21 protein-coding genes and 2 pseudogenes are annotated in these 20,708 nt (G+C 47.1%); 17 read left to right on the forward strand and 6 right to left on the reverse strand.

Features of this window, described 5'->3' with window-relative positions; translation table 11 throughout:
* Positions 1-59: 59 nt before the first annotated feature.
* Together ON05_RS31550 and ON05_RS31555 are read right to left on the reverse strand one after the other, a co-directional pair.
* Positions 60-1,778 (reverse strand): efflux RND transporter periplasmic adaptor subunit, encoded by a 1,719-nt coding sequence (locus ON05_RS31550; RefSeq protein ID WP_010474743.1) that lies wholly within the window; start codon positions 1,776-1,778, stop codon positions 60-62.
* 259 nt (positions 1,779-2,037) lie between these two features.
* Positions 2,038-2,838, reverse strand: a complete 801-nt coding sequence (locus tag ON05_RS31555; protein WP_010474744.1) for a tetratricopeptide repeat protein — start codon at positions 2,836-2,838, stop codon at positions 2,038-2,040.
* 245 nt (positions 2,839-3,083) lie between these two features.
* On the opposite strand from ON05_RS31555, the gene ON05_RS31560 reads away from it, so the two are divergent.
* Complete coding sequence (locus tag ON05_RS31560; RefSeq protein ID WP_010474745.1) at positions 3,084-3,875, forward strand: tetratricopeptide repeat protein; 792 nt, start codon at positions 3,084-3,086, stop codon at positions 3,873-3,875.
* 81 nt (positions 3,876-3,956) lie between these two features.
* On the opposite strand, the gene ON05_RS31565 is transcribed toward ON05_RS31560, so the two are convergent.
* The 3 genes from ON05_RS31565 to ON05_RS31575 all read right to left on the reverse strand — a co-directional run bounded on the left by ON05_RS31565 (position 3,957) and on the right by ON05_RS31575 (position 6,734).
* The gene (locus ON05_RS31565; RefSeq protein ID WP_010474746.1) at positions 3,957-4,403 is read right to left on the reverse strand and encodes a carboxypeptidase-like regulatory domain-containing protein; all 447 of its coding nucleotides are present in this window, start codon (positions 4,401-4,403) and stop codon (positions 3,957-3,959) included.
* 9 nt (positions 4,404-4,412) lie between these two features.
* Positions 4,413-5,255 (reverse strand): hypothetical protein, encoded by an 843-nt coding sequence (locus ON05_RS31570; protein WP_010474748.1) that lies wholly within the window; start codon positions 5,253-5,255, stop codon positions 4,413-4,415.
* A gap of 396 nt (positions 5,256-5,651) precedes the next feature.
* Positions 5,652-6,734, reverse strand: a complete 1,083-nt coding sequence (locus tag ON05_RS31575; RefSeq protein WP_010474751.1) for a photosystem I reaction center subunit IX — start codon at positions 6,732-6,734, stop codon at positions 5,652-5,654.
* Between the two features lie 281 nt (positions 6,735-7,015).
* Here ON05_RS31575 and ON05_RS38235 point away from each other — a divergent pair.
* From ON05_RS38235 to ON05_RS31600, 5 genes and pseudogenes are all read left to right on the forward strand, one after another.
* Positions 7,016-7,480, forward strand: a pseudogene (locus tag ON05_RS38235) (metal ABC transporter solute-binding protein, Zn/Mn family); the annotation flags it as partial.
* Positions 7,481-7,635: 155 nt separating this feature from the next.
* Positions 7,636-8,967, forward strand: a complete 1,332-nt coding sequence (locus ON05_RS31585; protein ID WP_039780525.1) for an IS4 family transposase — start codon at positions 7,636-7,638, stop codon at positions 8,965-8,967.
* A gap of 1 nt (position 8,968) precedes the next feature.
* Positions 8,969-9,496 (forward strand): annotated as a pseudogene (locus ON05_RS31590) (metal ABC transporter solute-binding protein, Zn/Mn family); the annotation flags it as partial.
* Positions 9,497-9,536: 40 nt separating this feature from the next.
* Complete coding sequence (locus tag ON05_RS31595; protein ID WP_010474760.1) at positions 9,537-10,319, forward strand: metal ABC transporter ATP-binding protein; 783 nt, start codon at positions 9,537-9,539, stop codon at positions 10,317-10,319.
* The gene (locus ON05_RS31600) at positions 10,316-11,191 is read left to right on the forward strand and encodes a metal ABC transporter permease (RefSeq protein ID WP_010474762.1); all 876 of its coding nucleotides are present in this window, start codon (positions 10,316-10,318) and stop codon (positions 11,189-11,191) included. The genes ON05_RS31595 and ON05_RS31600 overlap by 4 nt, the downstream gene beginning before the upstream one ends.
* 285 nt (positions 11,192-11,476) lie before the next feature.
* Here ON05_RS31600 and ON05_RS31605 read toward each other — a convergent pair whose 3' ends face one another.
* Entirely contained in the window at positions 11,477-11,719 is a 243-nt protein-coding gene (locus tag ON05_RS31605) for a DUF6429 family protein (RefSeq protein ID WP_010474764.1), read from the reverse strand.
* Positions 11,720-11,840: 121 nt separating this feature from the next.
* Between ON05_RS31605 and ON05_RS31610 the strand changes: the two genes are divergently transcribed.
* The 11 genes from ON05_RS31610 to iscB all read left to right on the forward strand — a co-directional run bounded on the left by ON05_RS31610 (position 11,841) and on the right by iscB (position 20,640).
* Positions 11,841-12,722: an Rpn family recombination-promoting nuclease/putative transposase gene (locus ON05_RS31610; protein ID WP_029315261.1), complete on the forward strand. Its 882-nt coding sequence runs from the start codon at positions 11,841-11,843 to the stop codon at positions 12,720-12,722.
* A gap of 746 nt (positions 12,723-13,468) precedes the next feature.
* A complete protein-coding gene (locus ON05_RS31615) occupies positions 13,469-13,648 on the forward strand; it encodes a hypothetical protein (protein WP_029315262.1) in 180 nt (59 codons plus the stop codon).
* Positions 13,649-13,706: 58 nt separating this feature from the next.
* Positions 13,707-14,096, forward strand: a complete 390-nt coding sequence (locus ON05_RS31620; protein WP_010474768.1) for a DUF6876 family protein — start codon at positions 13,707-13,709, stop codon at positions 14,094-14,096.
* Between the two features lie 506 nt (positions 14,097-14,602).
* Positions 14,603-15,640, forward strand: coding sequence for a DUF932 domain-containing protein (locus ON05_RS31625; RefSeq protein WP_010474771.1), 1,038 nt, complete (start codon positions 14,603-14,605; stop codon positions 15,638-15,640).
* Positions 15,641-15,705: 65 nt separating this feature from the next.
* Positions 15,706-15,930 carry a hypothetical protein gene (locus ON05_RS31630; RefSeq protein WP_010474773.1) on the forward strand — a complete coding sequence of 75 codons (225 nt, stop codon included), beginning with the start codon at positions 15,706-15,708 and terminating at the stop codon, positions 15,928-15,930.
* Positions 15,931-16,094: 164 nt separating this feature from the next.
* A complete protein-coding gene (locus tag ON05_RS31635) occupies positions 16,095-16,262 on the forward strand; it encodes a hypothetical protein (protein WP_175307230.1) in 168 nt (55 codons plus the stop codon).
* 201 nt (positions 16,263-16,463) lie between these two features.
* Positions 16,464-17,246 carry an ATP-grasp domain-containing protein gene (locus ON05_RS31640; RefSeq protein WP_010474775.1) on the forward strand — a complete coding sequence of 261 codons (783 nt, stop codon included), beginning with the start codon at positions 16,464-16,466 and terminating at the stop codon, positions 17,244-17,246.
* Between the two features lie 362 nt (positions 17,247-17,608).
* Positions 17,609-17,995 (forward strand): hypothetical protein, encoded by a 387-nt coding sequence (locus tag ON05_RS31645; RefSeq protein ID WP_139025830.1) that lies wholly within the window; start codon positions 17,609-17,611, stop codon positions 17,993-17,995.
* Between the two features lie 293 nt (positions 17,996-18,288).
* The gene (locus ON05_RS31650) at positions 18,289-18,576 is read left to right on the forward strand and encodes a hypothetical protein (protein WP_010474777.1); all 288 of its coding nucleotides are present in this window, start codon (positions 18,289-18,291) and stop codon (positions 18,574-18,576) included.
* Between the two features lie 231 nt (positions 18,577-18,807).
* Entirely contained in the window at positions 18,808-19,107 is a 300-nt protein-coding gene (locus tag ON05_RS31655) for a hypothetical protein (protein ID WP_010474778.1), read from the forward strand.
* 255 nt (positions 19,108-19,362) lie between these two features.
* A complete protein-coding gene (gene iscB, locus ON05_RS31660; RefSeq protein ID WP_010474779.1) occupies positions 19,363-20,640 on the forward strand; it encodes an RNA-guided endonuclease IscB in 1,278 nt (425 codons plus the stop codon).
* Positions 20,641-20,708 lie beyond the last annotated feature (68 nt).

Here is a 20,708-nt window from a genome sequence, read left to right on the forward strand (position 1 = left end):
GGTTCCAGAAATACTTCGCTACCGACCAAATACTCAGACAAAGGGAGATCTCTTAACACTTAGGCTGACTCCCGATGCTGGCTGATAGCGGTTTCTTCAGGAGTGGATGACTGTTCCGCTGCTTCATGGAACTCGACCTTATCGGGAGCAAGAGTAGCCTCAGAAACCCCGTCTCTCAGAGTCTGGTTGTTCTCCTCAGTAGCCTGAGTTAATTCTGAAACAGGCTCACTCAAACCAACGCGACCCCGACGTCCTGCCAGATACGCCCCAGCCGCGATCGCCCCCCCAGTGGGAAACACAATCCACCAAGGTAAGCGACCAGCACTCAACAATGAGAAACCAGAGGACGTTTCGGCTGTTTCACTGCCATGATCATGCTCATCTTGTTCAGAGGCTTGACTCCCACCTTGGAGCGATTGAGCGTGGAGCATCATGGCCCCTTGCGTCACGATTCGGTCACCATCAAAAAGGCCCCGTTTGATTTCAACCCAGCCTCCAAAGGTCTCGCCCAGCTCAACTTCCACTGGCTCAAAGCGACCTTTGCCATTTTCCACATACACGAAGGATTGATTATTCACCTCTACCAATCCTCCCGAAGGAATGGCTGTCGTTGCAGTGGAAGCACGACCCGTCATAATCTCTAGCTCTGCAAACATACCGGGCTTGAGTTTATTGCGGGGATTGCTCACGCTGGCTCGGACTGGAACTACCCGAGTTTCACCCGCAACGACAGGATCAATTTGAACAATCTGCCCATTAAAGATTTCTCCAGGTAGGCTCGCAACCTGCAGCCGAATGGGTTGGCCTCGACTCAACTGATCGAGGTCTTTCTCGTAAACATTGGCCGTTGCCCAGACTTCAGCATCGTTCACAATGGTCATCAGTTGGCCCCCTGCATCTTCAAAGGACGCCCCTGGGGTGACCTCCCGCTTGGAGATCGTGCCCGCGATAGGGGCCTGTACGACCACTAAACCTTGCCGATTGGAGGGGGTCCGTAGTTGTCTCAACCGGGTTTGATAGGTTGTGTCACTTTGCCCAACCCGCTGTTTAGCTCCATCGACTGCTGCTAAGGCGCGTCTGAGTTCTGCTTCGGCTCTGAGGACGGCTTGGCGACTCTTGCTTTTGTCTACTGCTGCCTTCGCTTCGGCAAGCTGAGTCTTAGATGTTAACATCTCGCGACGGGGCAGTGCACCAGCAGAGGCTAACCGTGTATCTCCGTTGTAGCGCTCTTGAGCCTCTGCCAGTTGCGTTTGGGCCTGAGCAATTTCAGTCGCGGCGATTTGACGCTCACGGGCTAAGTTCTCCTGGGCGAGGCGCAAGTTTGCCTGTGCTTCTCTCAAACCAACTTCTGCATCTGTACGTCTATCAAGGGATTCAACTCGCAGTTGCAGTAGCTCTAGGCTAGATATCACCGCCACAGGCTGTCCCTTTTTGACGCGATCTCCCGGTTTAACTAAAAGTTCAACAACGGTGCCTGGGGTCGGAATTGTCACATTCGCTTGACGATTGGGCTGAGTTTCAATCTGTCCTGTGGCTTTGATGCCAACACCAATCCGACGACGATCAACAGGCTCAATTTTGATGCCGATGCGTTTGGCAATGTCAGCGTTGACCTCAACGCTTTTAGGCCCACCTGTATTCCCGCCTGTTTCAAACTCATTCCCATGGTTGTGACCTGCTCCCGCCAGGGTGGGCGCGACTCCTAGAGTCGTAAGACAACCAATGAGTATTCCTGAAGCAACTACGGCTGCAAGCGGGTTACGGAGAACAAGAGGCATTAATGATTCACCAAAGTGATGGATGGAAACAGTTCCTGGCTAGCCAAAGGGGCAACAAACCATCAGTACTCTCTCGCCTCACATGACATAGCTGACTTTGAACAGCGTTGCATCCAAAAATAAAATCAAAGTGAAATATACTCTGACGTTGCAAAAAAGCTGGCGCAGTCTTATGTCTGTTTAGGAATATATTTGATTTTCGCTACCTGCTCTCCTCAATCAACTGATTATCATTGCTGCCCCCCATTCTGCCCCTCTATCAAGACAGAGGGGCGCGATTCTGCTGTTCAACCTGTTCAATAAACATCAGTGTCTTTTGATAGTTTTCCGGGTCACCCAGTTCTTGAAACAAGTCTGCTGCCTTCTGCAAATCCTTCAAACCCGCTTGGGTATCTCCTTTGCGAGCAAGGAGTAGACCTCGGTGGCCGTAAGCTTCCGCGAGCTTAGCATCAATGTTAATCGCCTGAGTGTAATCTGTGATCGCCCCATCGATATCGCCCATTGCCGTGAGAATATTGCCGCGATTGTAGTAGGCATTGGCATAGTTAGGTTGAAGCTTAATCGCGTGCTGCAAATCATCCAGGGCCAGTTTCAAATTGCCTAGCCGAGTGCTATACAGGATGGCGCGCAAGTTAAACGCCTCTGCATAGTTGGGGTCAACCTCTATGGCTTGATTGAGATCGGACATAGCCCCGTCTAGATCGCCGACGTCACTGCGGGTTTCGCCTCGGTTGTAGAGCACTACTGCATTTTGGGGTTCAATGTTCAAGGCTTGGTTAAAATCAGCGATCGCTTGCTGATAGTTTTGCAGATCGTGATAGGCTAGCCCCCGTGCTAGGTAGACTTCTGTAAATCGAGGGTTGGCTTGCAGAGCTTGATTGTAGGTGGCGATTGCCCCTTGGTAATTTCCCTGTTTGGCTTGGGCCTGCCCTTTTTCCAGTAAACGCACCGCTGTTGACACTGCTGCTACCTGAAACGCTGGCCTTGCCTGAACTGCAGGCAAGATTGGCATCAGCACGATTGCAGCACTCAAAGCCGTGACTTGCCAACCCAATTTCATACCGCTGCTCCTCAACCCAATGCAACAACTCAATGCTAGCTAATGCTAACTTGTGCCGCCTAGGTAATACCTCAATAGTTTCACTGAATCACTTTCAGCAAGGTGTGCAGATGAGTTAGTCGTTAGTCAATTGCTTCAAACAGTGTGCACCCTAGGTGCCAGTACAGGAGCCCTTTAAAAATTTCAGCTAACATTGAAGGAAATCCCACGGTAGGGTTTTATAGCTGCAATGAGCGGGGATGCATATGAACTCAAGTGCAAAAACCACACTGATCCTCGGTATTCTTCTCGCAATACCAGGAATTAGTTCTTCTGCTCAAACTCAGTCTCCGTTAGTTGCGATCTCAGCACCTTCAGAACCTGCTCAGACGTTATTGCAAAGCGGTCGAGAAAAAGCAAAGAGGGGAAATTATCAAGAAGCAATTTCTATTTATAATCAGGCTATTCAATCGAATCCCCGAAATACATCCGCATATATTTATCGGGGGTTAGCCTACCATGATCTAGGTGACTATCAAGGTGCAATTGCCGACTTTAATCGAGCTTTAGAAATTGAACCAGATCATGCAATCGCGCTATACAACCGAGGAGAATCTCGTTCTGATATCGGCGATTTTGAAGGCGCTATCATCGATTTAACCCAAGCAATCCGATTGAAGCCAAATTATGCAGAGGCTTACAATATTCGAGCGATTATCTTTGGTGCAGTTCAAGGGCAATGGGAAAAAGCATTGAAGGATTTAAATCAAGCCATTCTCTTTCGGCCAGACTTTGCAGATGCCTACTATAACCGGGGTAGAACCTATGCTGCAATGCGCGATGCTACTAATGCAATTGCTAACTATACAAAAGCTATAGAATTAAATGCTGAATTAGCTGAAGCATATGGCAATCGAGGCATGATTAAAGCCCAAACTGGAGACAAGCAAGGTGCAATAGTAGATTTGCGACATGCAGCAAATCTTTTTAAGGAACAGGGAAATCAGGGAAATTATCAGCAAACATTACTCATGATTCATCAAGTAGAACAGCAATAGATTTCAGTTGAACCGTCATGTCCTAAGGTGGCGCTAAGACAATACAGGCTTGAGCGGGCAGTAAACCACCTAAGATGTGCATTACTGCTTCCTTTTAGAGAACAACAAAATGGCCGTCAAGACGGAGCCCCCAATCACGACAACGCTTATTACGTTCCGCACTAGAGGACTGAACAACTCAGCTCCTGCTGTCCCACTGCTAGTTTCGTTGACAGGGATATTAAGAATCTTGCCGTGACCCGCCTGCTGGACCTTAATCTGCCAAGTGCCTTTCTGGTCAGCCGGAGGCGAGAAGGTAAAGTGGCCCTCCTCATCCGCCGTTGCCGTTAGCCAGGGTTCAGCCGCCTGATCGGGCGCATAGATCGTCACTTGGGCATTCGCCATTGGCTCCCCCGATTCAAAGGCCGCTTCAATTTCAACAGTGTCAGGGGTGACGCGATAATCCACAACGATGCCGTGTGCAAGGATCGCCGGAGCCACCCAGAGATTTACCCACAATCCTAATATCGGTGCCCACCGTCTGTTCATCCCAGACCTCTATGACGTGACAACCTCAGATCGACAGTGGCCCTCACCGACATGCCCAAGCCCGACCAATGCCTTCTCTAGGGTCTGGAACGCATCGGGAGACAGCTTTTGCTTCAGCGTGGACCAATCTGCTTTGAGCGTCTGCTCCTCAGCTAAAGCGGCCAAGGACGCAAACCCCAAAGCGGAGGCGTTGAGGTCATCATCAGCCGGGAGTTCCCCATCCCCAAAGATGTGATCAAAGTGGAAGGTGGCTTCTAGATTTGCCGTTTGTCCGGGTTCAACGACGCCTTTGCGCTCGTCACCGACAAACTCGCCACAGGTGTAGGCCAACTCGCGATCAAAGCTGAGCGTAAAGTCAACAGTCTTGCCATCCTTGATTGCCTGCCCCACCAGCATCAGCACCTGCCCCGCCGCAGGCCCATTTTCAGCCGGAGTCATCTTCCAGGCTAGGGCATTGTAGTGCCCTGCAGGTGCTTCTGTTTCGCTCACCGACACAGGAGCAGCGTTTTCATCCCCTGCAGCAAGATCCACTGTTTCAGCAGGCAGTGTTACTTCAGAGGTGGACTGCAGCGGTGCTTCTGTATCGGGGTCAAAGGGGGGATTGGTTTGATAGGCTTTAATTTCGGACAAATGGGCGTAGACATGATCAAAGCTGATCTGCCAACCATCCTTAGAGGTGAAGCCTTGGCGCACAAAGTCTTCACCATTAGCTGCTACCTGCAGCGTCCCGGACCCTGAAGCGTTAGCATCTGGAGAAGTGGCGGTGTCTGGAGAGGGGGAATCCCCCGATGGTTGACAGGCAACTAGCAAACCAGAGCACAGCGCAACTGCAAAGAGAGATTGTTTCAGCATTCCTTTCCTTTAGCACTCAGAAAGCCTTCAGCGAATGAAAAAGCTCGATGGAGTTTTTATGCAAAGTACTGGCAAAATCAGACTTGTGTTAGATAGACCTGTGGCAGCGTTTCACAATCTATCACCCCTTTTCAAAGAATGCAATCCAGCGGCGAGGGCAAGCCATTGGGTATCTCTCTGCAGGACTCCGAATAACGTCTCTATCTTGGGTGCTGACTTTGATTCCACTGGGGGTTCGCTAATGGTGACACACCACGCAGTTCCCCCAAGTGTCACCATTAGCGAACTCGTTAAACCAACGCTGCTTGCCAGTAATCGAAGATTTTTCATAACACTCCTCACACACCTGATCAAAAATCTAAATCGTCTTGCTGATGAACCGCTTAGCGGTGGAATTCAGCTTGAACGAATCACAGTAGTGGTCATTGCAGGAGATTCTGATGTTGCTAGCAGCAGTGGAAAATGATGGGCATTAGGTGAATGCATGGCTTGAAAGCCTAAATTGGCTTGATTGACAATATCTGCATAGGTCGGAATGGCTGCCCCAGATCTGTCTACCACGGAATGATTAAAGTTAAAGCCATTCAGGTTAAACGCCATGCTACTCACTCCCAGCGCAGAGAACCAAATACAGACTGTTGGGAAAATAGCCAGCCATAAGTGTATTGATCGCTTACTTCGGAAAGCAAAGCTTGGAATGGTCAATCGCCCCCAAAACCCACCATGCCCAGCGAATAGATTATAGGTGTCCTTTGCTTGTCCAAATCGATATCCGGCATTAGGGGATTCGTTTTCACTCGTTTCGCGAATTAAGCTCGATGTGACCAGAGAACCATGCAAACTACTGAGCACAGCTCCTCCGAAGACGCCTGCAACGCCCAGCATATGAAAAGGATGCATCAATATATTGTGATCTGCTTGGAACGTGATCATGAAATGAAACGTTCCGGCGATTCCTAGGGGTAATCCTTCTGAAAAGCTCCCTTGACCAACGGGATAGACCAGTAGAACAGCCGTTGCCGCAGCAGCAGGAGCGGAGAAAGCCACTTGATTCCAGGAACGCATACCCAGCCTATAGCTGAACTCCCACATTCGTCCTAGATAACACCAAATTGCAATCAAGGTGTGGAGAACGATCAATTGATAGGGTCCCCCGTTATACAGCCACTCATCTACAGAACTAGCTTCCCATAAAGGATAGAGATGCAATCCAATCGCAGCAGAGGTAGGAACTACTGCGGCAGTGACGACATTATTGCCACTGAGTAGTGCCCCTTCAATTGGCGCTCGAATGCCATCCATATCCACTGAAGGAGCAGCCACAATAGCCAGCAAAAAACAGGTTAGTGCGACTAAAGCTGAGGGAATCATCAAGATGCCAAACCAGCCAATATAAATGCGGTTCTTAGAACTCGTAATCCAATTCGAGAAGTTGAGCCATTGAGAACCCTCTGAGGAGGAGAAAGAAACTTGAGTCATGTTGCTCATAATCAAACCTGCAATGTGATAAAGCGGGCAAAGTTATTTCATATTGCTTTCATTTTTAATTCACATTGCTTTCATATTTAAATCAATCGTTGCAAAAAGCAATACTTTGTCACCCATTAAGGTGTCCTGCATGACCAAATTTGGGGCTCTAGAGATTGAAAAATCCCCGAAATACTGCTTCCAGAATGTATAGATATATAAAGCAAACTGGAATTCGCTTCTAACTGAGATAAAAGTAAATATGAAATGATTATGAAAAAGCCTTCCTCTGTATGACCGAGATTCCTCTCCGAAGAAGTATTGTGTTTGCCTCTATTCTGGCGATTGGGGTTGCATTTGCTGGCTGCACAACCGTTGACGGACCTCCAACCAATCCTCAAGAGCAGACGGCAGACAATGAGAATCGGCCTGCAAATGCTGAGGGGAAAAAGACGGTACTCACCACATTCACGATTCTGGCTGATATGGCCCGCAACGTCGCAGGAGATAAGTTGAACGTGGAATCCATCACCCGCATTGGTGCTGAGATTCACGGCTATGAACCCACGCCTAGCGACTTGACCAAAGCCCAAAATGCGGACTTGATTCTCTACAACGGTATGAATCTGGAACGCTGGTTTGAGAAGTTTCTGGGTAATGTTCAAGATGTCCCCTCTGTGCTGCTGACAGAGGGGATTGAACCAATTCCGATTGCGGAAGGTCCCTATACCGATAAACCCAATCCCCATGCTTGGCTACGGTGTACACACAAGTCTGAATTAGACTGTAGTGAAGCCGTATAGAGCATCCTCAAAGATATGGAAAATCCTATTCTGGTGCACGAAGAACTGATTAATGGAACTACCTTTGGAGACCTTCGTTTACTCAAAAGGGGGCTTCATTATTCGATGCCATTCATCACCATCAGAGCGTAAGCATCCGTCAAATCAGCCAAGGTCGCGCAGAGCAAGTGGGCTTCTATCGCTTCTTAGAGAATGAAAACGTGTCCATGTCTGAGTTGGTCAAAAGCCTCTGTGACCACTGCCAGCAACAGGTCAAAGGACGACACGTTTTAGCCGTCAGTGATACAAGTGAGGTCAACTTACAATCTCATTCAGGACGCTTAAAGCTCGAAGAATTGGGTGTCGTCGGCAATGATCGCGATGTGGGCTTTTTTATTCACCCGACCCTCGCCTTAGATGCAGGGACTGGTTTCCCGTTAGGATTGAGTGCACTTCAACTGTGGACTCGGGACCCGAATCGTCCAACAGTCAAAGATAGAGGAGGATATCAAAACCTGCCGATTGAGGAGAAAGAATCCTTCAAATGGTTAGCATCTGCTGAGCGAAGTCAACACTGTCTGAAGACAGGAGGGGCTAGCCTGGTCACTCATATCGGTGACCGAGAATCGGACTTGTATGAAGAGTGGGCAACGGTGCCTGATGCATTCAATCATCTCCTAGTCAGGGTTCGTCAAGACCGTCGTCTGCTAGGTCAATCCAAATCACTCTATGGATATCTCAAATCACAGTGGGGGATTGGATTTACCACGATTACGATTGAGTACGAATCCCGTACTCAGCGGATGGCGAGAGATGCAAAGCTACTGATCCGCTGTGCTCCAGTCAAAATTCAACGACCTGAGCATTTAAAGGAATGGGACTATCCACCGAGTATTCAACTGTATGCCATCGAAGCGGTAGAACAGACAACGCCCAAAGGTCAGAAACCGATTCATTGGCGCTTATTGACCACTCACACGGTGGAATCCCTTGAGCAAGCGCTACAAATCCTGGAATGGTACAAATTCAGGTGGAGAATTGAGCGGCTTTTTGCCCAACTAAAAAAGACTGGTTTAGATCTTGAATCGACGCAACTCGAATCGGGTGAAGCAATTCAGCGCCTCACCGTCTTAGCCTTATCTGTTGCGGTTGCGACATTGCAAATGGTGGAAGGACGAGACGAGCCACAATGGCCTGCATCTATCACTTTTACCGATGAACAGCAGCAATACCTGAAACAAATTGCCCCCACAGTCCAAGGTAAAACTACAAAGCTACAAAATCCTTATCCGATTAACTCCTTGGCCTGGGCAACTTGGATTGTTGCCCGCCTGGGTGGATGGAAGGGGTATCAGTCTCAAAGACCTCCAGGTACAGCAACGCTAACCCATGGCCTGAAACGGTTTGAGATGATGTTCTTTGCATGGGAAATAGCTCAAAATCGACTTATGTGTACACCGTAGCCATGCTTGGATGTCACCCCGCAATGCCCTGGTGTATGTCGAGAATATTCGCAAAGCCTTTGTGGAACTTGATCCAGAGAATGCGGAGACTTACAACGCCAATGCTGAAGCCTATAGCGAGAAGCTCAAGACGATTGATAAAGAACTGAAAGCGGATCTAGAGCAAGTCTCTACCAACCAACGCTATTTGGTGAGTTGTGAAGGGGCATTTTCCTATCTGGCCCGAGACTACAACATGAAAGAAATTTATATGTGGCCGATTAATGCTGAGCAACAGTTCACACCCAAGCAGGTCCAGAGTGTGATTAAACAGGTCAAAGCGAATGATGTACCCACGATTTTTTGCGAAAGTACCGTGAGCGATGAAGGGCAAAAGCAAGTCGCAAAAACTACTGGAGCGCGCTTTGGGGGTAACCTCTACGTCGATTCTCTATCGACGGAAGAGGGACCAGTCCCCACTTTCTTAGATTTATTGGAATATGACGCCCGAACGATTTCGAATGGCTTGCTTGCGGGTCGCAAAAATTAAACGTTCCCTAGACATTTGCTAACTATCAATATTCAAAACGATGAATTCTACAACTCAATCCTTCGGCATTACAGTGGATAATCTGAGCGTGACCTACAATAATGCCCGCTTAGCTCTGTATAATGCGACGTGCAACGTAGAACCTGGAACAATTACGGGCTTGGTCGGACCCAACGGCTGCGGTAAATCAACCCTGTTCAAATCAATTATGGGTTTTTTGCGTCCTACTCAGGGCCAAATTCGGGTACAAGGTTTGCCTGTCCAAAAAGCCCAAAAGCGGCAGTTAATGGCCTATGTCCCGCAAGCCGATGAGGTGGACTGGAATTTTCCAGTGAGCGTTTTTGATGTAGTGATGATGGGACGCTACGGCTATATGAATTTGCTGCGAATTCCCTCTGCCAAGGATCGACGGCTAGTGATGTCCAGTCTAGAGCGAGTTGGTATGGTTGATTTTCGCCATCGTCAGATTGGAGAACTATCGGGTGGCCAGAAAAAGCGGGCATTTCTGGCACGGGCATTGGCCCAAGAAAGCAAGGTCATGTTATTAGATGAGCCATTTACAGGAGTAGATGTCAAGACGGAAAAGCGCATCATTGATCTGATGCTCCAGTTGCGTCAAGAAAACCATACTATTTTGATTTCTACCCACGATCTGGCCTCTGTCTCCACCTTTTGCGATCGCACCATCCTTCTCAATCAGACGATTCTCGCGTCAGGGACGACAGCCGAAACCTTCACCGAAGAAAATCTAGCCCTAACCTTTGGCGGTTTACCCATCAGAAGCCTTAACCCAATGCCTCTGCAATCTGAGGTAGAAGCATGAATGCTTTGATTGCATCTATTCCTCTGTGGGATTGGATCGTAGAACCCTTGCAATATGGATTTTTGGTGCAAGCGATCTGGGTGAGTGCCTTTGTGGGACTAGTTTGTGCGGTACTCTCTTGCTACATCACCCTGAAAGGGTGGTCACTGATGGGAGACGCTATTTCTCATGCAGTTGTACCTGGAGTTGTCGTAGCTTACGCCCTGAATATCCCCTTTGCCATTGGTGCGTTTGTATTCGGGTTTGGGGCTACGGTTGCCATCGGTTATGTCAAGTCCAATACCCGGCTGAAAGAAGATGCGGTAATTGGGGTGATCTTCACTGGATTTTTTGCCTTCGGCCTCGTACTAGTCACCAAAATTCCCAGCAATATTGATCTATTTCATATCCTGTTTGGCAATGTCTTGGGAATTTCTCAACAGGATATTATCCAAACCTTGATTGCAGGGACCATTACGCTGGTAGTCATTCTCCTGCGGCGTAAAGATCTGATGCTGTTTTGTTTCGATCCGAACCACGCTAAAGCCATTGGTCTGAATACCCAGGCCATATACTACACCCTACTTTCTGTGCTAGCCCTAACGATTGTCACCGCTCTGCAGACGGCAGGCATTATCTTAGTCATCTCAATGTTAGTGACACCGGGCTCAATAGCTTATTTGTTGAGCGATCGCTTTGACCATATGCTGATAATTTCAGTGATCAGTAGCATTTTCTCTTGTGTAATGGGCACCTATCTCAGTTATCACTTGGATATTTCTACGGGGGGTAGTATTGTCACGCTCTTAACACTGGTATTTATAGTGACAATGTTTCTCTCCCCCAAATATGGCGTTCTAGCACAGCATTTAAAGAGAAAATATCAGCCTTAAAATTCTCGATAAATCGCTGATATAATACCTGAATTTTCCCAGCAAATCTTCAAAAGCTTATGTGGTAAGGGCTTAGAATACATAGTGGGGTAAGCATAGGCTAAAATCGAGTTCTCACTTAACCAACACTTTTTGACACCCTTATTGTTCTATACAGCATTCTCATTTGTAATCTACCATTGCTAAAATACCTTGAAAACAATTCCCGTCTCATCGCCCAGAAGTACTGATTATAAAGGGTTGTAGGAGATAACGGGAAAGTCAGTTCAAGGATGGGCTTTATGATCAGGTCTCTTTTGTAAATAGCTGTTTGAATAGCTCTCGGCTTCTCGCTAGTCCTTCAGGTGTCAGAATTACAGATTTGGCCTTGGTGACAGGGTCACTGATCCACCCTTTGTGGTGCAACCGATTAAGAGCCTCCCAATCGTGCCCTTTCCAACTGCGAGCCCCCTGTTCAGTTTCATCATGGATGTTCAGGGCTAGCAAAGCGAGAACGGCATCATCAATTTTGTCATAGTCGGGCTGCATAACTATTTGACTAACATCGTTAGCTATCAATGGTGTTATTCTATACCCTCAAAACTGTCGGTCTTCTGGCATCACTTCCACCCAGTAGAATGTTTGGAACTAAGCAGAGCGTTTGAACCCTTTGAAAACAGACTCCATTTTCTACCGCATCTTTCAGACAGACCCTGGCATCTTATTTGAGCTGTTAGGTCAATCCCCTGAAGTCGCTCAAGGCTATGAATTTAAGTCGGTTGAAATCAAACAAGTCTCCTTTCGCATCGATGGCGTTCTGTTGCCTACCCCAGACGCTTCAGATCAGACAGTCTGGTTTGTGGAATTTCAGTTTCAACGTGACTCTCTCTTCTATCAACGGTTCTTTTCTGAAATTTATCTGTATCTGAAACTTTATCCCGAGACAGTGGACTGGCAAGCTGTCGTTATCTATCCCAAGCACAGCATCGAGCCTGCTCATCCCTATACCTTGCGAGCCAATTTAAACAGTGATCAGGTACATCGAATTTATCTAACAGACCTGGATGAATCAATTGACTCTCTGGGGGTAGGTCTGATGCGGTTGATTGTGGTTGATTCAGTAGATACCGTCACCCAGGCTCAAGCTTTGCTTTCAAAGGCTCAAGCCCAGACACAGACAAATCCTAGGTTTGCGGCGATAATAGAGATGATTGAAACGATTGTGGTCTATAAGTTTCCTCAACTAAGTCGGGAAGAGATAGAGAACATGTTGGGCTTAAGTGAACTCAAGCAAACGAAGGTGTACCAGGAAGCCTTGGATGAAGGTCGCCAGGAAGGGGAACAGACTGGCATCCTCAAAGGGAAACTTGAAGGTGAACAGTCACTTGTCCTCCGCCTTCTTAACCGACGCATTGGTGACGTTTCTCCAGAGTTGCGATCGCAAATCCAATCCCTACCTCTCGACCAACTCGAAGCATTAGGTGAAGCCTTGCTCGACTTTACAGAATCCTCTGATTTGGTGAACTGGTTGCAGGACCATCGATCTGAGTAACAAGGGACTGCTTCTCAAAGCAAACTTGGGTGAATACTAACTGAGGGACGGACATTACCCCGTATCGCTCCCGCGATTGGTTAACGGAATGATTCACGGAGGATATGAACATTGAACGGGAGCTGGCCGATCTCCTCTACTGCGGCACTATCTTGCGATCTCAACGTAAACAGCTCTCCCTGCCTAATCTGGGGGTTTGTGGAAGAACCCCCAAAAGTGACGATTCTGAAGTCGGTATGTCCAGAAAACATACATCAAGCGTTTTCGAGCAAGGGATATCAAGTTCAGTAGAACCGTTGCAAATACTAGGCTTAAAGCTTCTTCATATTATTCAATTGTCTCCTAACTCAAGAGTTAGGAGACAGCTAAAATCACCCCAAAAACACTGTCTATTAAATCGTTAAATCCGAGTTAGTAGACACTACTGTCTATTAATCGATTTAGGAGACATCATTAGAGGCGAAAACTGCACGAGCGTGGGTTTTCATGCTTGGGATTTTATACCTTGATAAGCTTTAGGACCGGATCAACAACCCAATTCATTGCAGAATCGTCACTTTTGGGGGTTCCTCCACAAAACCCCTAATCTGATTCAGCTTATGCATGAAATTGCGGATCGTGCGCTCCAGGCTCAACGTCTCGCCGCACCAAGGACGACTCCTTTTCTTGATCAACTCATCCCTCAAGAAAACATCCAGCTTGATCATTCAAGACCAGGCCAATAATTACACCTTGGAGGGCTCACCATGACTCCTTTCGATTATGAACTGGCCAAGGGCAATTTAATCAGCGCGATCAATCTCGCGATCCAGGATGCAAACCAAGCTCTTGACGATGCCGAAAACGCGATCACTAACCTCAATAAACGACAACTACACATCCATCATCTCGCCCAAAACGCTCTCAACAAGTTCCAGAAACTTTAAACGAAGCACCTTACTTAACTGCTTCAACCCTCTCGCTACAAATTTCAGAGGAAAATTTATGCTAACTGCTTCTGAACTGCTTGCTGATCTTGATCATTACTATTGCACTACACAACATTACAAACACCCCTTTGGCCTTCTCTATACCGATGGCGTTAAAGCACTGGCTATGGGTGGGGAATGCTACTGGCTCATCGATGCGATCGCTAGCTACCAACCAGGAAAAGTCATCCGCGCTAATCCTATGCTCCTAGAGTTCCAGTTATGGATGTTGACGGTAAAAGAAGACCACAGCGCAGCTTTGGCTTGCTACGAAGATAGCCCCGAAACTTGTGAACCTGTGATTACACAGAACATCCCTAATACCAATTTCGTTCTGCCAGAAATCAAGCTTTATAAGGTGGGGTGTTACTCTTACCTTCTGAACATTGAGCTGAACTGTCTTTAAATACCTGTAATTCATACCTAAAATACTTGACTTTAGGTGCAAGTCTTGCTATATTAAGTACAGGTTGAGAGGCAAGCCGTTCCTGCTCCACCCATTACTTCTAAAACTGAATAGAACAAGCGACGAATGCAGACCGCTTATGAGTTACCGCTTCCAGCCGTACCGATAAGGATTGCACCGCTCCTCGAAGGATTAGTAGAGGGTTCAAGGTCTTACCGATCTGACCTGAATGATGATCGGTTATTCAAATCTTTTTGCCGCTGGTTAATTCTCGCTGGCTTCATACTCCGCCACTTCTATCTGGGAGTTATTCACGAGGATTGGCCAGGGGCTGAGATCGGGCTGATGTCCCGGTGAACCTCATACCTCGCCACTTCGGTCTATGGAGGTCTGTTTCTCCGGGATATGCCTGATCTTGTTTCTTTTATTGTTGATGTTCTTTTTTCTATGGCCCCGGCGAGTTATCCAGTCCGGGGTCGCTCTTTTCTTGAATGGGAGTTTTGATTATGCTTCAAGGTTTATCTTTGGATGCGTTGGCGAATGAGATTCAGGAACAGGCTCAGTTGAAGCAGGATTTTGCGGTGGAGTCTCAACAGATTCAGATGACTCCACAGGGCGATCGCTTGCTCGTTCCTAAATTGGGCCTGGATCTATTGGTGAATGATATGGCTCACCGGCAGATGGGGGCTTCGATGAAGATTCATCGTAAGTACTATCTACAGATGTTGCACAATGCACCTGATTTGCTGGCGACCAATGTCAATTACTGGCTACAACGTCAAGGACAACGCACTCATGTCCTCCGAACAATGGAGGGGACGGCTCGGGCGTTCTTGGGGGGTGGCTATGGCATCGTGGATCATGAGCATTTGCTGTTGCCGTTGCTACTGAAGCTACGAGAGTTAGACGATGACCTGGAGGTCTTGAGTACAGGGCTGACGGAGAATCGGCTGTTCCTGAAGCTGGCGTTCCCGAAGCTGGAAGGTGAGATCCGAAAAGGAGACGTGATTCGCTCAGGGGTGACGATTTGCAATTCTGAGACGGGATTGGGGGGACTCAATACGTTTCAAGCGAATTTCCGCCTAGTCTGTACGAATGGGATGACGCGAATGGAGCGGGGAATGCGCTTCTCGATCCGCCATTCGGGTCAGCGTCATGAGCTGGGGGAAATCCTCGATCCTGATGTCGCGGCTGAGAAGGTTGAGCGCTTTTTGGAACACTTCAATGAGGCCAGGGATGAGGCGGCGTTTCAAACGACGCTGGAGCAAATGAGACGCGCTACGCAGCAGTCCGTGGAGGTCTCGGCGGATGTGCTCTTGGAGAATGCGCGGCAGCACTTTGGACTGACCCTCGATGAGCAAAAAAATGCCCTTGAAAATATCCTCATGGAGGAGGATTTGACCCAGTATGGCCTGATGAATGCGTTCACGGCGACGGCGAAGCAGGTTCACTCCTACGCTAGAGCCTCTGAACTCGAAGCGATGGGCTCTAAAATCCTTAACCTCTCTCCCCATAATTGGAGAGAACTCGCTACCGCTCAGTAAGCGCTCATTGCAATCACCCTGGCCAGACAAGCTGGGGTGAGCTGGTTTTCACTAAGGAGAATTCTATGCAGACGGTTAATGATTTCACTCCTGATGAACTCAGGGGAATGGATTTCACGGTCAAGAGTATGCCTGTTGTTTCGGTTTGGATGTGTAAGACTTGCGTGTTCTTCAATGCCAACGGTGGTAATGCTGTTGGCATTCGACCCAGTACCCCTATTGATCAGGTACAAGCGGAAATTCACAGCGTTGTCGAGGACTTCAAAAAGTTGGAGTGGAGACCAGGATAGAAATGAATGTTTTGACCTAGTTACGTCAGTGGACACCTGGCTAGTGTCTTGTCTCACGCAATCGTTTACTCGCAAACACCGCCCGATGTTCGTTTTGACCCAAACAATTCGATTCTGCCGTTCTTTGTCTAAGCTGATAATTCTCTACAAGGATTGATGGAAAAATGCCTGAAACCCTCTTAGATGCTATCTATGACGCGCTTCGTCTCTCTAATCTGGAGGTCTCTATTGATGGTGACCATAAGTCTAGTGAACTGTTCATTGCCAATGGTCAACACCAAATCTTTATTCACTCCCGCGATATTGAAGTCTATGAAGTTATCGATGAATAAGGGAGGATGAAATTGCAATTCGGGGATGCAATTGGGGGGATCTGGACTCGCGATCGCACTCCCAAAATTTTGAGCGAGAAAAGTGAGTTAAGTGAGTAGACTGTCAATCTTGAATAGGTACGAATCTAATCCACTTAACACTATAGGTAATATCTAGTCTAAATTTCTTGCTGGAAAGTTTTAGAAACACCATACATAACTATGAGAATACTGTACCCTTGCAACCCGCTTGAACCGAAAGAACCGGATCAGCCTTATACAGACGAATGCATTGCCATCCAACAATTAGGAATACCTGTTTCTCTATTTGCCTATGATAATTTGAGCTTTGGTGATTTCAAACCTTTACCACGCATTGAGTCAGGTGAAATGGTTTTGTATCGCGGCTGGATGTTTAATATCATCGCTTATCAAGAATTTACCGACTTTATCCGCAAAAAAGGGGGGATTCCACTTACTTCAGCCGCAGATTATGCTCATTGCCATCATCTCAATCAGTGGTATTCAGCCTGTGCTGATCTCACCCCTGAAACAGTATTTCTTGAAAGGGACTCAAACTATCTGGAGCAAATATCAAACTTGAAATGGGACGCTTATTTCATCAAAGACTTTGTGAAATCCAACACTGATGGTCAAGGGTCAATAGCCAATACCCCAGAACAAGCGGTTAAAATTATCGGACTGATCGAACAGTATCGGGGAGAGATAGAAGGAGGTGTTTCTGTTCGCAAAGTAGAGTGTTTTCAACCCCAATCAGAATTGAGATTTTTTGTGGTCAATGGCACAGCTTATTCGCCCATCCCTGAAGTACCTGCCATTGTTGAAACCGTCACTCAACGGATTGATGCTCCATTTTACTCAGTTGATGTCGCCAAAACCGTTGAAGGAAAGGAGCGCATAATTGAGCTAGGAGATGGTCAGGTCTCAGAGCGCAAAACTTGGACTCTTGAGCGTTTTATCAATATACTGGCTCAAATTGGTTAGCTCTCGCAAAAACATCAAAAATACTATTTGAGATCGCAGAACCAGATTGACAATTAAAAGGCTTCCTTAATAACCGAATCCCACGAGATTGCACATTCACCTCAATCCATACCGACATGGAAGAACCGATTAAAGACAACCTCAACATCTTGTTTCTTTTACACCAGCGGTTCAAGTACCTCAACAATCACCCTTGCATCTTAGAATGCAATGACATAGAGAATGCCTGCTATATTGGCAACCTGAGAACTGATAACTTCATTGGGTTTGTCCTCGGGTATGAAATTTCAGAAGTCTCACTAAAACCAGATCACTTCAAGCTGCTGGAAGAGACCGAGAACCTGCAAATCACAAAGTACAGAATGCTAAATGCTGTAAAGCCTTGGCCCCAACCAAATATTTCAATCGGGATGAATGAAGGTCATCCTGGAGAAGTCATTGAGATTCAAGAAATTCCAGTAATCCTTAAAAATTTCGGTTCTGCCCAATTATGGTGGGGAGAGAAAGTTGCAGTCCTTTGGGAAGCGTTTTTTGATGAAAAATTCGATATTCCACTCGACAGTGACATGCTTTTGAATCAGCTCTGGCAAAATTGCGAGAGCTTTCTTGCTCATCAAGGTGTACGGCATATCTATACCTATAATCGTGATCCACGATTCGAGACTGATTGGTATCAAAGCTTTCTCAAGCAAAGAGGTTATCAATCTGTAAAGCAAAGACCAGCAACAGTCTGCAAGCTAATGGCCTGAGCATTTGACTTAAATTGTCCACAACTCACACCTAAAATACTTGACTTTAGGTGTGAGTATTGCTATATTAGGTACAGGTTAAGAGACAGGTTCTCCTGTTCCACCCACCACTTAAAAAACTGAATAGAACAGCGACGAATGCAGAACGCTTATAGATTGCCGCTCCCAGCCGCTTCTATAGGGATTGCACAGCTCCCCGAAGGATCAGTAAGGGGTTCACCCACACCAAAAACAACAGCTTTTGACATCAAGGAAAGTCCCGTTGGGGCTGTTGTTTCTAAGGAGTCATTTATATGACTACTATTTCTTTATCCCTAGCAATTGCCAGTATTCCTGAAGTGCAGCTTGTGGCTGCTCAGCGACAATACCTGATCGCTACATTGGGTGACCAGCATTTGAATGAGATGGCAATAGTGGATTGCTACGGTTGGACTCTAGATCACTACTGCGGTGGTGATGCCGACCTAGCATATGAAGTTTTATCTGCTGTGTTCAGCATACCCAATCGGGTTCGAGTTACCAGCTTAGATGAAGCACTACAACCGTTGCCAGGTGAGCCAGTGCAGCTTAACTTGTTCTAGGGATTTTTGGGGCATATGCCCCAGTCTTAATGCAGCCTGCACCCTACAGCAGCCCGTGACAAGCCGGAAATGCAGAGTCAAGGCAATTTATTGGGGAGTTGCGATGAGAATGAAATCTTGGGAATCTCCACGCAGAGGGAAAACCCGAAACAATAAGTCCAAAAAAGCTACCGCCAGACTAAGGCAGCTCAAAAAACGACGACAACAGTTCAAGAAAGCATTGGAGGCATCATGAAATTTAACCTCCAGCGATTACAGCATGGTCTCCAACCTGGGTTCGTATTCAAGGTCAAACCTGAATCCATACATTGGGATCGTGAAGATCGCTACTTCTATGCTATCCCTAGCCATTATTGTTCATCTCAATGTGAAATTGGCGATTGCTGGATCGTTGATCAATCCGGCAATATCCATCCAGGATATTGCAACAGTCCTATTCCACTCTGCCGAGATGCATTGGAATATCCTGCTGTCGGTATTGTCTCGCTGGAGCAAGAACCCCATGAGCAAGAAATCCAGCATGTCTATTAAAGGCGATGGTCAGCAACCTCTATGAACTAGCGACCCCTTCTTTTAGGTAGGGACTTACAAATTCTATAGCTGACCATGGCTAAGTCTTAACTGACTACGTTTTTAAGGCCAACTCACCCATGAATGCTTGCCAGTTTGTGGCTCTGAGGTTGGAGATTAAACAGAAGTATGAGGATTAATTCAGTGTCTCCAGCACGACAAACCTCAAAAACATTGCCGAGGCAAACATCACACGAAAGTAGAAGGGACGCAACAATGTCCAACTATGTTTTTGTCATTGATACCAACCATAGACAACTCAATCCTTCTACGCCAGGTGTGGCACGTTCACTCTTGAATGCAAGGAAGGCGGCAATCTATCGACGGTATCCATTCACTATTATTCTAAAGAAGGAAGTTACGGGACTAGTTGAGCCTTGCCAACTCAAGATTGACCCAGGTTCTAGAGCAACAGGGTTAGCGATTCTCCAAGGCAATAGAGTTCTCTGGGGTGCGGAACTAACCCATAGAGGCCAATCTATCAAGAACAGTTTGGAGTCTCGCCGCTCACTTCGTAGGGGCCGACGAGGACGAAAAACCCGATATCGTCAGCCCAGATTTCTCAATCGAACTCGACCAAAAGGCTGGCTAGCTCCCTCCTTAATGCACCGGATATTGACCACCATGACTTGGGTAAATCGGCTAATCAAGCTTTGCCCAATCCAATCCATCGCCCAAGAACTAGTAAGGTTTGATACCCAAGTAATACAAAATCCTGAGATATCAGGTACTCAGTACCAGCAAGGCACTCTTTATCAATACGAGACACGAGAATATCTCCTCGAAAAATGGGGACGGCAATGTGTCTACTGCGGTCAAGAAGACACTCCTTTAGAAGTAGAGCATATTGTTTCCCGCTCCAAAGGTGGGAGTAACCGCGTCTCTAATCTCACAATTGCCTGTGTGCCCTGCAATCAAAAGAAGTCTAATCGTTCTATCGAAGACTTTCTATCGGGCAAACCTGATCTGCTTAAGCGGATCAAGGCCCAGGCGAAAGCACCGCTTAAGGATGCCGCAGCCGTTAACGCGACACGATGGAAACTATTCAATGCGCTGAAAGAGATGGGCCTTCCTGTTTCAGTTGGGACAGGTGGTCAGACCAAGTTTAACCGCAAGCAACAGGACTTACCCAAGGCGCATTGGATTGATGCAGCGGCAACAGGGAAAGATATACCCGAGCTTGAGTTCTGCACTAGTCAGCCGTTGTTGATTCAATGTTCTGGTCATGGCACACGTCAAATGTGTGGCACAGACAAATACGGGTTCCCAATCCGTTATCGGTCGAAGAAGAGGATTCACTACGGCTTCCAGACTGGTGATATCGTCAAGGCTGTTGTTACGCAAGGTAAAAAGATTGGCTCTTATATGGGGCGTGTTTTATGCCGAAAGTCTGGCAACTTCGATATCTCGACAAAAGATGGACGAGTAACCGGAATCAGTCACAAGTATTGCACTCATATTCATAAAAAGGATGGTTACAATTATGCTTTCTAGATTTGTTGATTTGGGGTTCGAGACCCCAAATCAACAAATCTATACCTACCCTCTCGATCGCATCACTC

The organism is Acaryochloris sp. CCMEE 5410 (assembly GCF_000238775.2).
Taxonomy (GTDB): Bacteria; Cyanobacteriota; Cyanobacteriia; order Thermosynechococcales; family Thermosynechococcaceae; genus Acaryochloris.

Bases quoted from the DNA above. Each gene is read 5' to 3' on its own strand.
- ON05_RS31655 (WP_010474778.1), top strand. From the start codon at position 18,808: ATGAAATTTAACCTCCAGCGATTACAGCATGGTCTCCAACCTGGGTTC.
- ON05_RS31635 (WP_175307230.1), top strand. From the start codon at position 16,095: ATGCCTGAAACCCTCTTAGATGCTATCTATGACGCGCTTCGTCTCTCT.
- ON05_RS31565 (WP_010474746.1), bottom strand. From the start codon at position 4,403: ATGAACAGACGGTGGGCACCGATATTAGGATTGTGGGTAAATCTCTGG.
- ON05_RS31555 (WP_010474744.1), bottom strand. From the start codon at position 2,838: ATGAAATTGGGTTGGCAAGTCACGGCTTTGAGTGCTGCAATCGTGCTG.
- ON05_RS31595 (WP_010474760.1), top strand. From the start codon at position 9,537: ATGAATTCTACAACTCAATCCTTCGGCATTACAGTGGATAATCTGAGC.
- ON05_RS31600 (WP_010474762.1), top strand. From the start codon at position 10,316: ATGAATGCTTTGATTGCATCTATTCCTCTGTGGGATTGGATCGTAGAA.
- ON05_RS31615 (WP_029315262.1), top strand. From the start codon at position 13,469: ATGACTCCTTTCGATTATGAACTGGCCAAGGGCAATTTAATCAGCGCG.
- ON05_RS31640 (WP_010474775.1), top strand. From the start codon at position 16,464: ATGAGAATACTGTACCCTTGCAACCCGCTTGAACCGAAAGAACCGGAT.
- ON05_RS31570 (WP_010474748.1), bottom strand. From the start codon at position 5,255: ATGCTGAAACAATCTCTCTTTGCAGTTGCGCTGTGCTCTGGTTTGCTA.
- ON05_RS31550 (WP_010474743.1), bottom strand. From the start codon at position 1,778: ATGCCTCTTGTTCTCCGTAACCCGCTTGCAGCCGTAGTTGCTTCAGGA.
- ON05_RS31620 (WP_010474768.1), top strand. From the start codon at position 13,707: ATGCTAACTGCTTCTGAACTGCTTGCTGATCTTGATCATTACTATTGC.
- ON05_RS31630 (WP_010474773.1), top strand. From the start codon at position 15,706: ATGCAGACGGTTAATGATTTCACTCCTGATGAACTCAGGGGAATGGAT.
- iscB (WP_010474779.1), top strand. From the start codon at position 19,363: ATGTCCAACTATGTTTTTGTCATTGATACCAACCATAGACAACTCAAT.
- ON05_RS31575 (WP_010474751.1), bottom strand. From the start codon at position 6,734: ATGACTCAAGTTTCTTTCTCCTCCTCAGAGGGTTCTCAATGGCTCAAC.
- ON05_RS31560 (WP_010474745.1), top strand. From the start codon at position 3,084: ATGAACTCAAGTGCAAAAACCACACTGATCCTCGGTATTCTTCTCGCA.
- ON05_RS31625 (WP_010474771.1), top strand. From the start codon at position 14,603: ATGCTTCAAGGTTTATCTTTGGATGCGTTGGCGAATGAGATTCAGGAA.
- ON05_RS31645 (WP_139025830.1), top strand. From the start codon at position 17,609: ATGCTAAATGCTGTAAAGCCTTGGCCCCAACCAAATATTTCAATCGGG.
- ON05_RS31605 (WP_010474764.1), bottom strand. From the start codon at position 11,719: ATGCAGCCCGACTATGACAAAATTGATGATGCCGTTCTCGCTTTGCTA.
- ON05_RS31650 (WP_010474777.1), top strand. From the start codon at position 18,289: ATGACTACTATTTCTTTATCCCTAGCAATTGCCAGTATTCCTGAAGTG.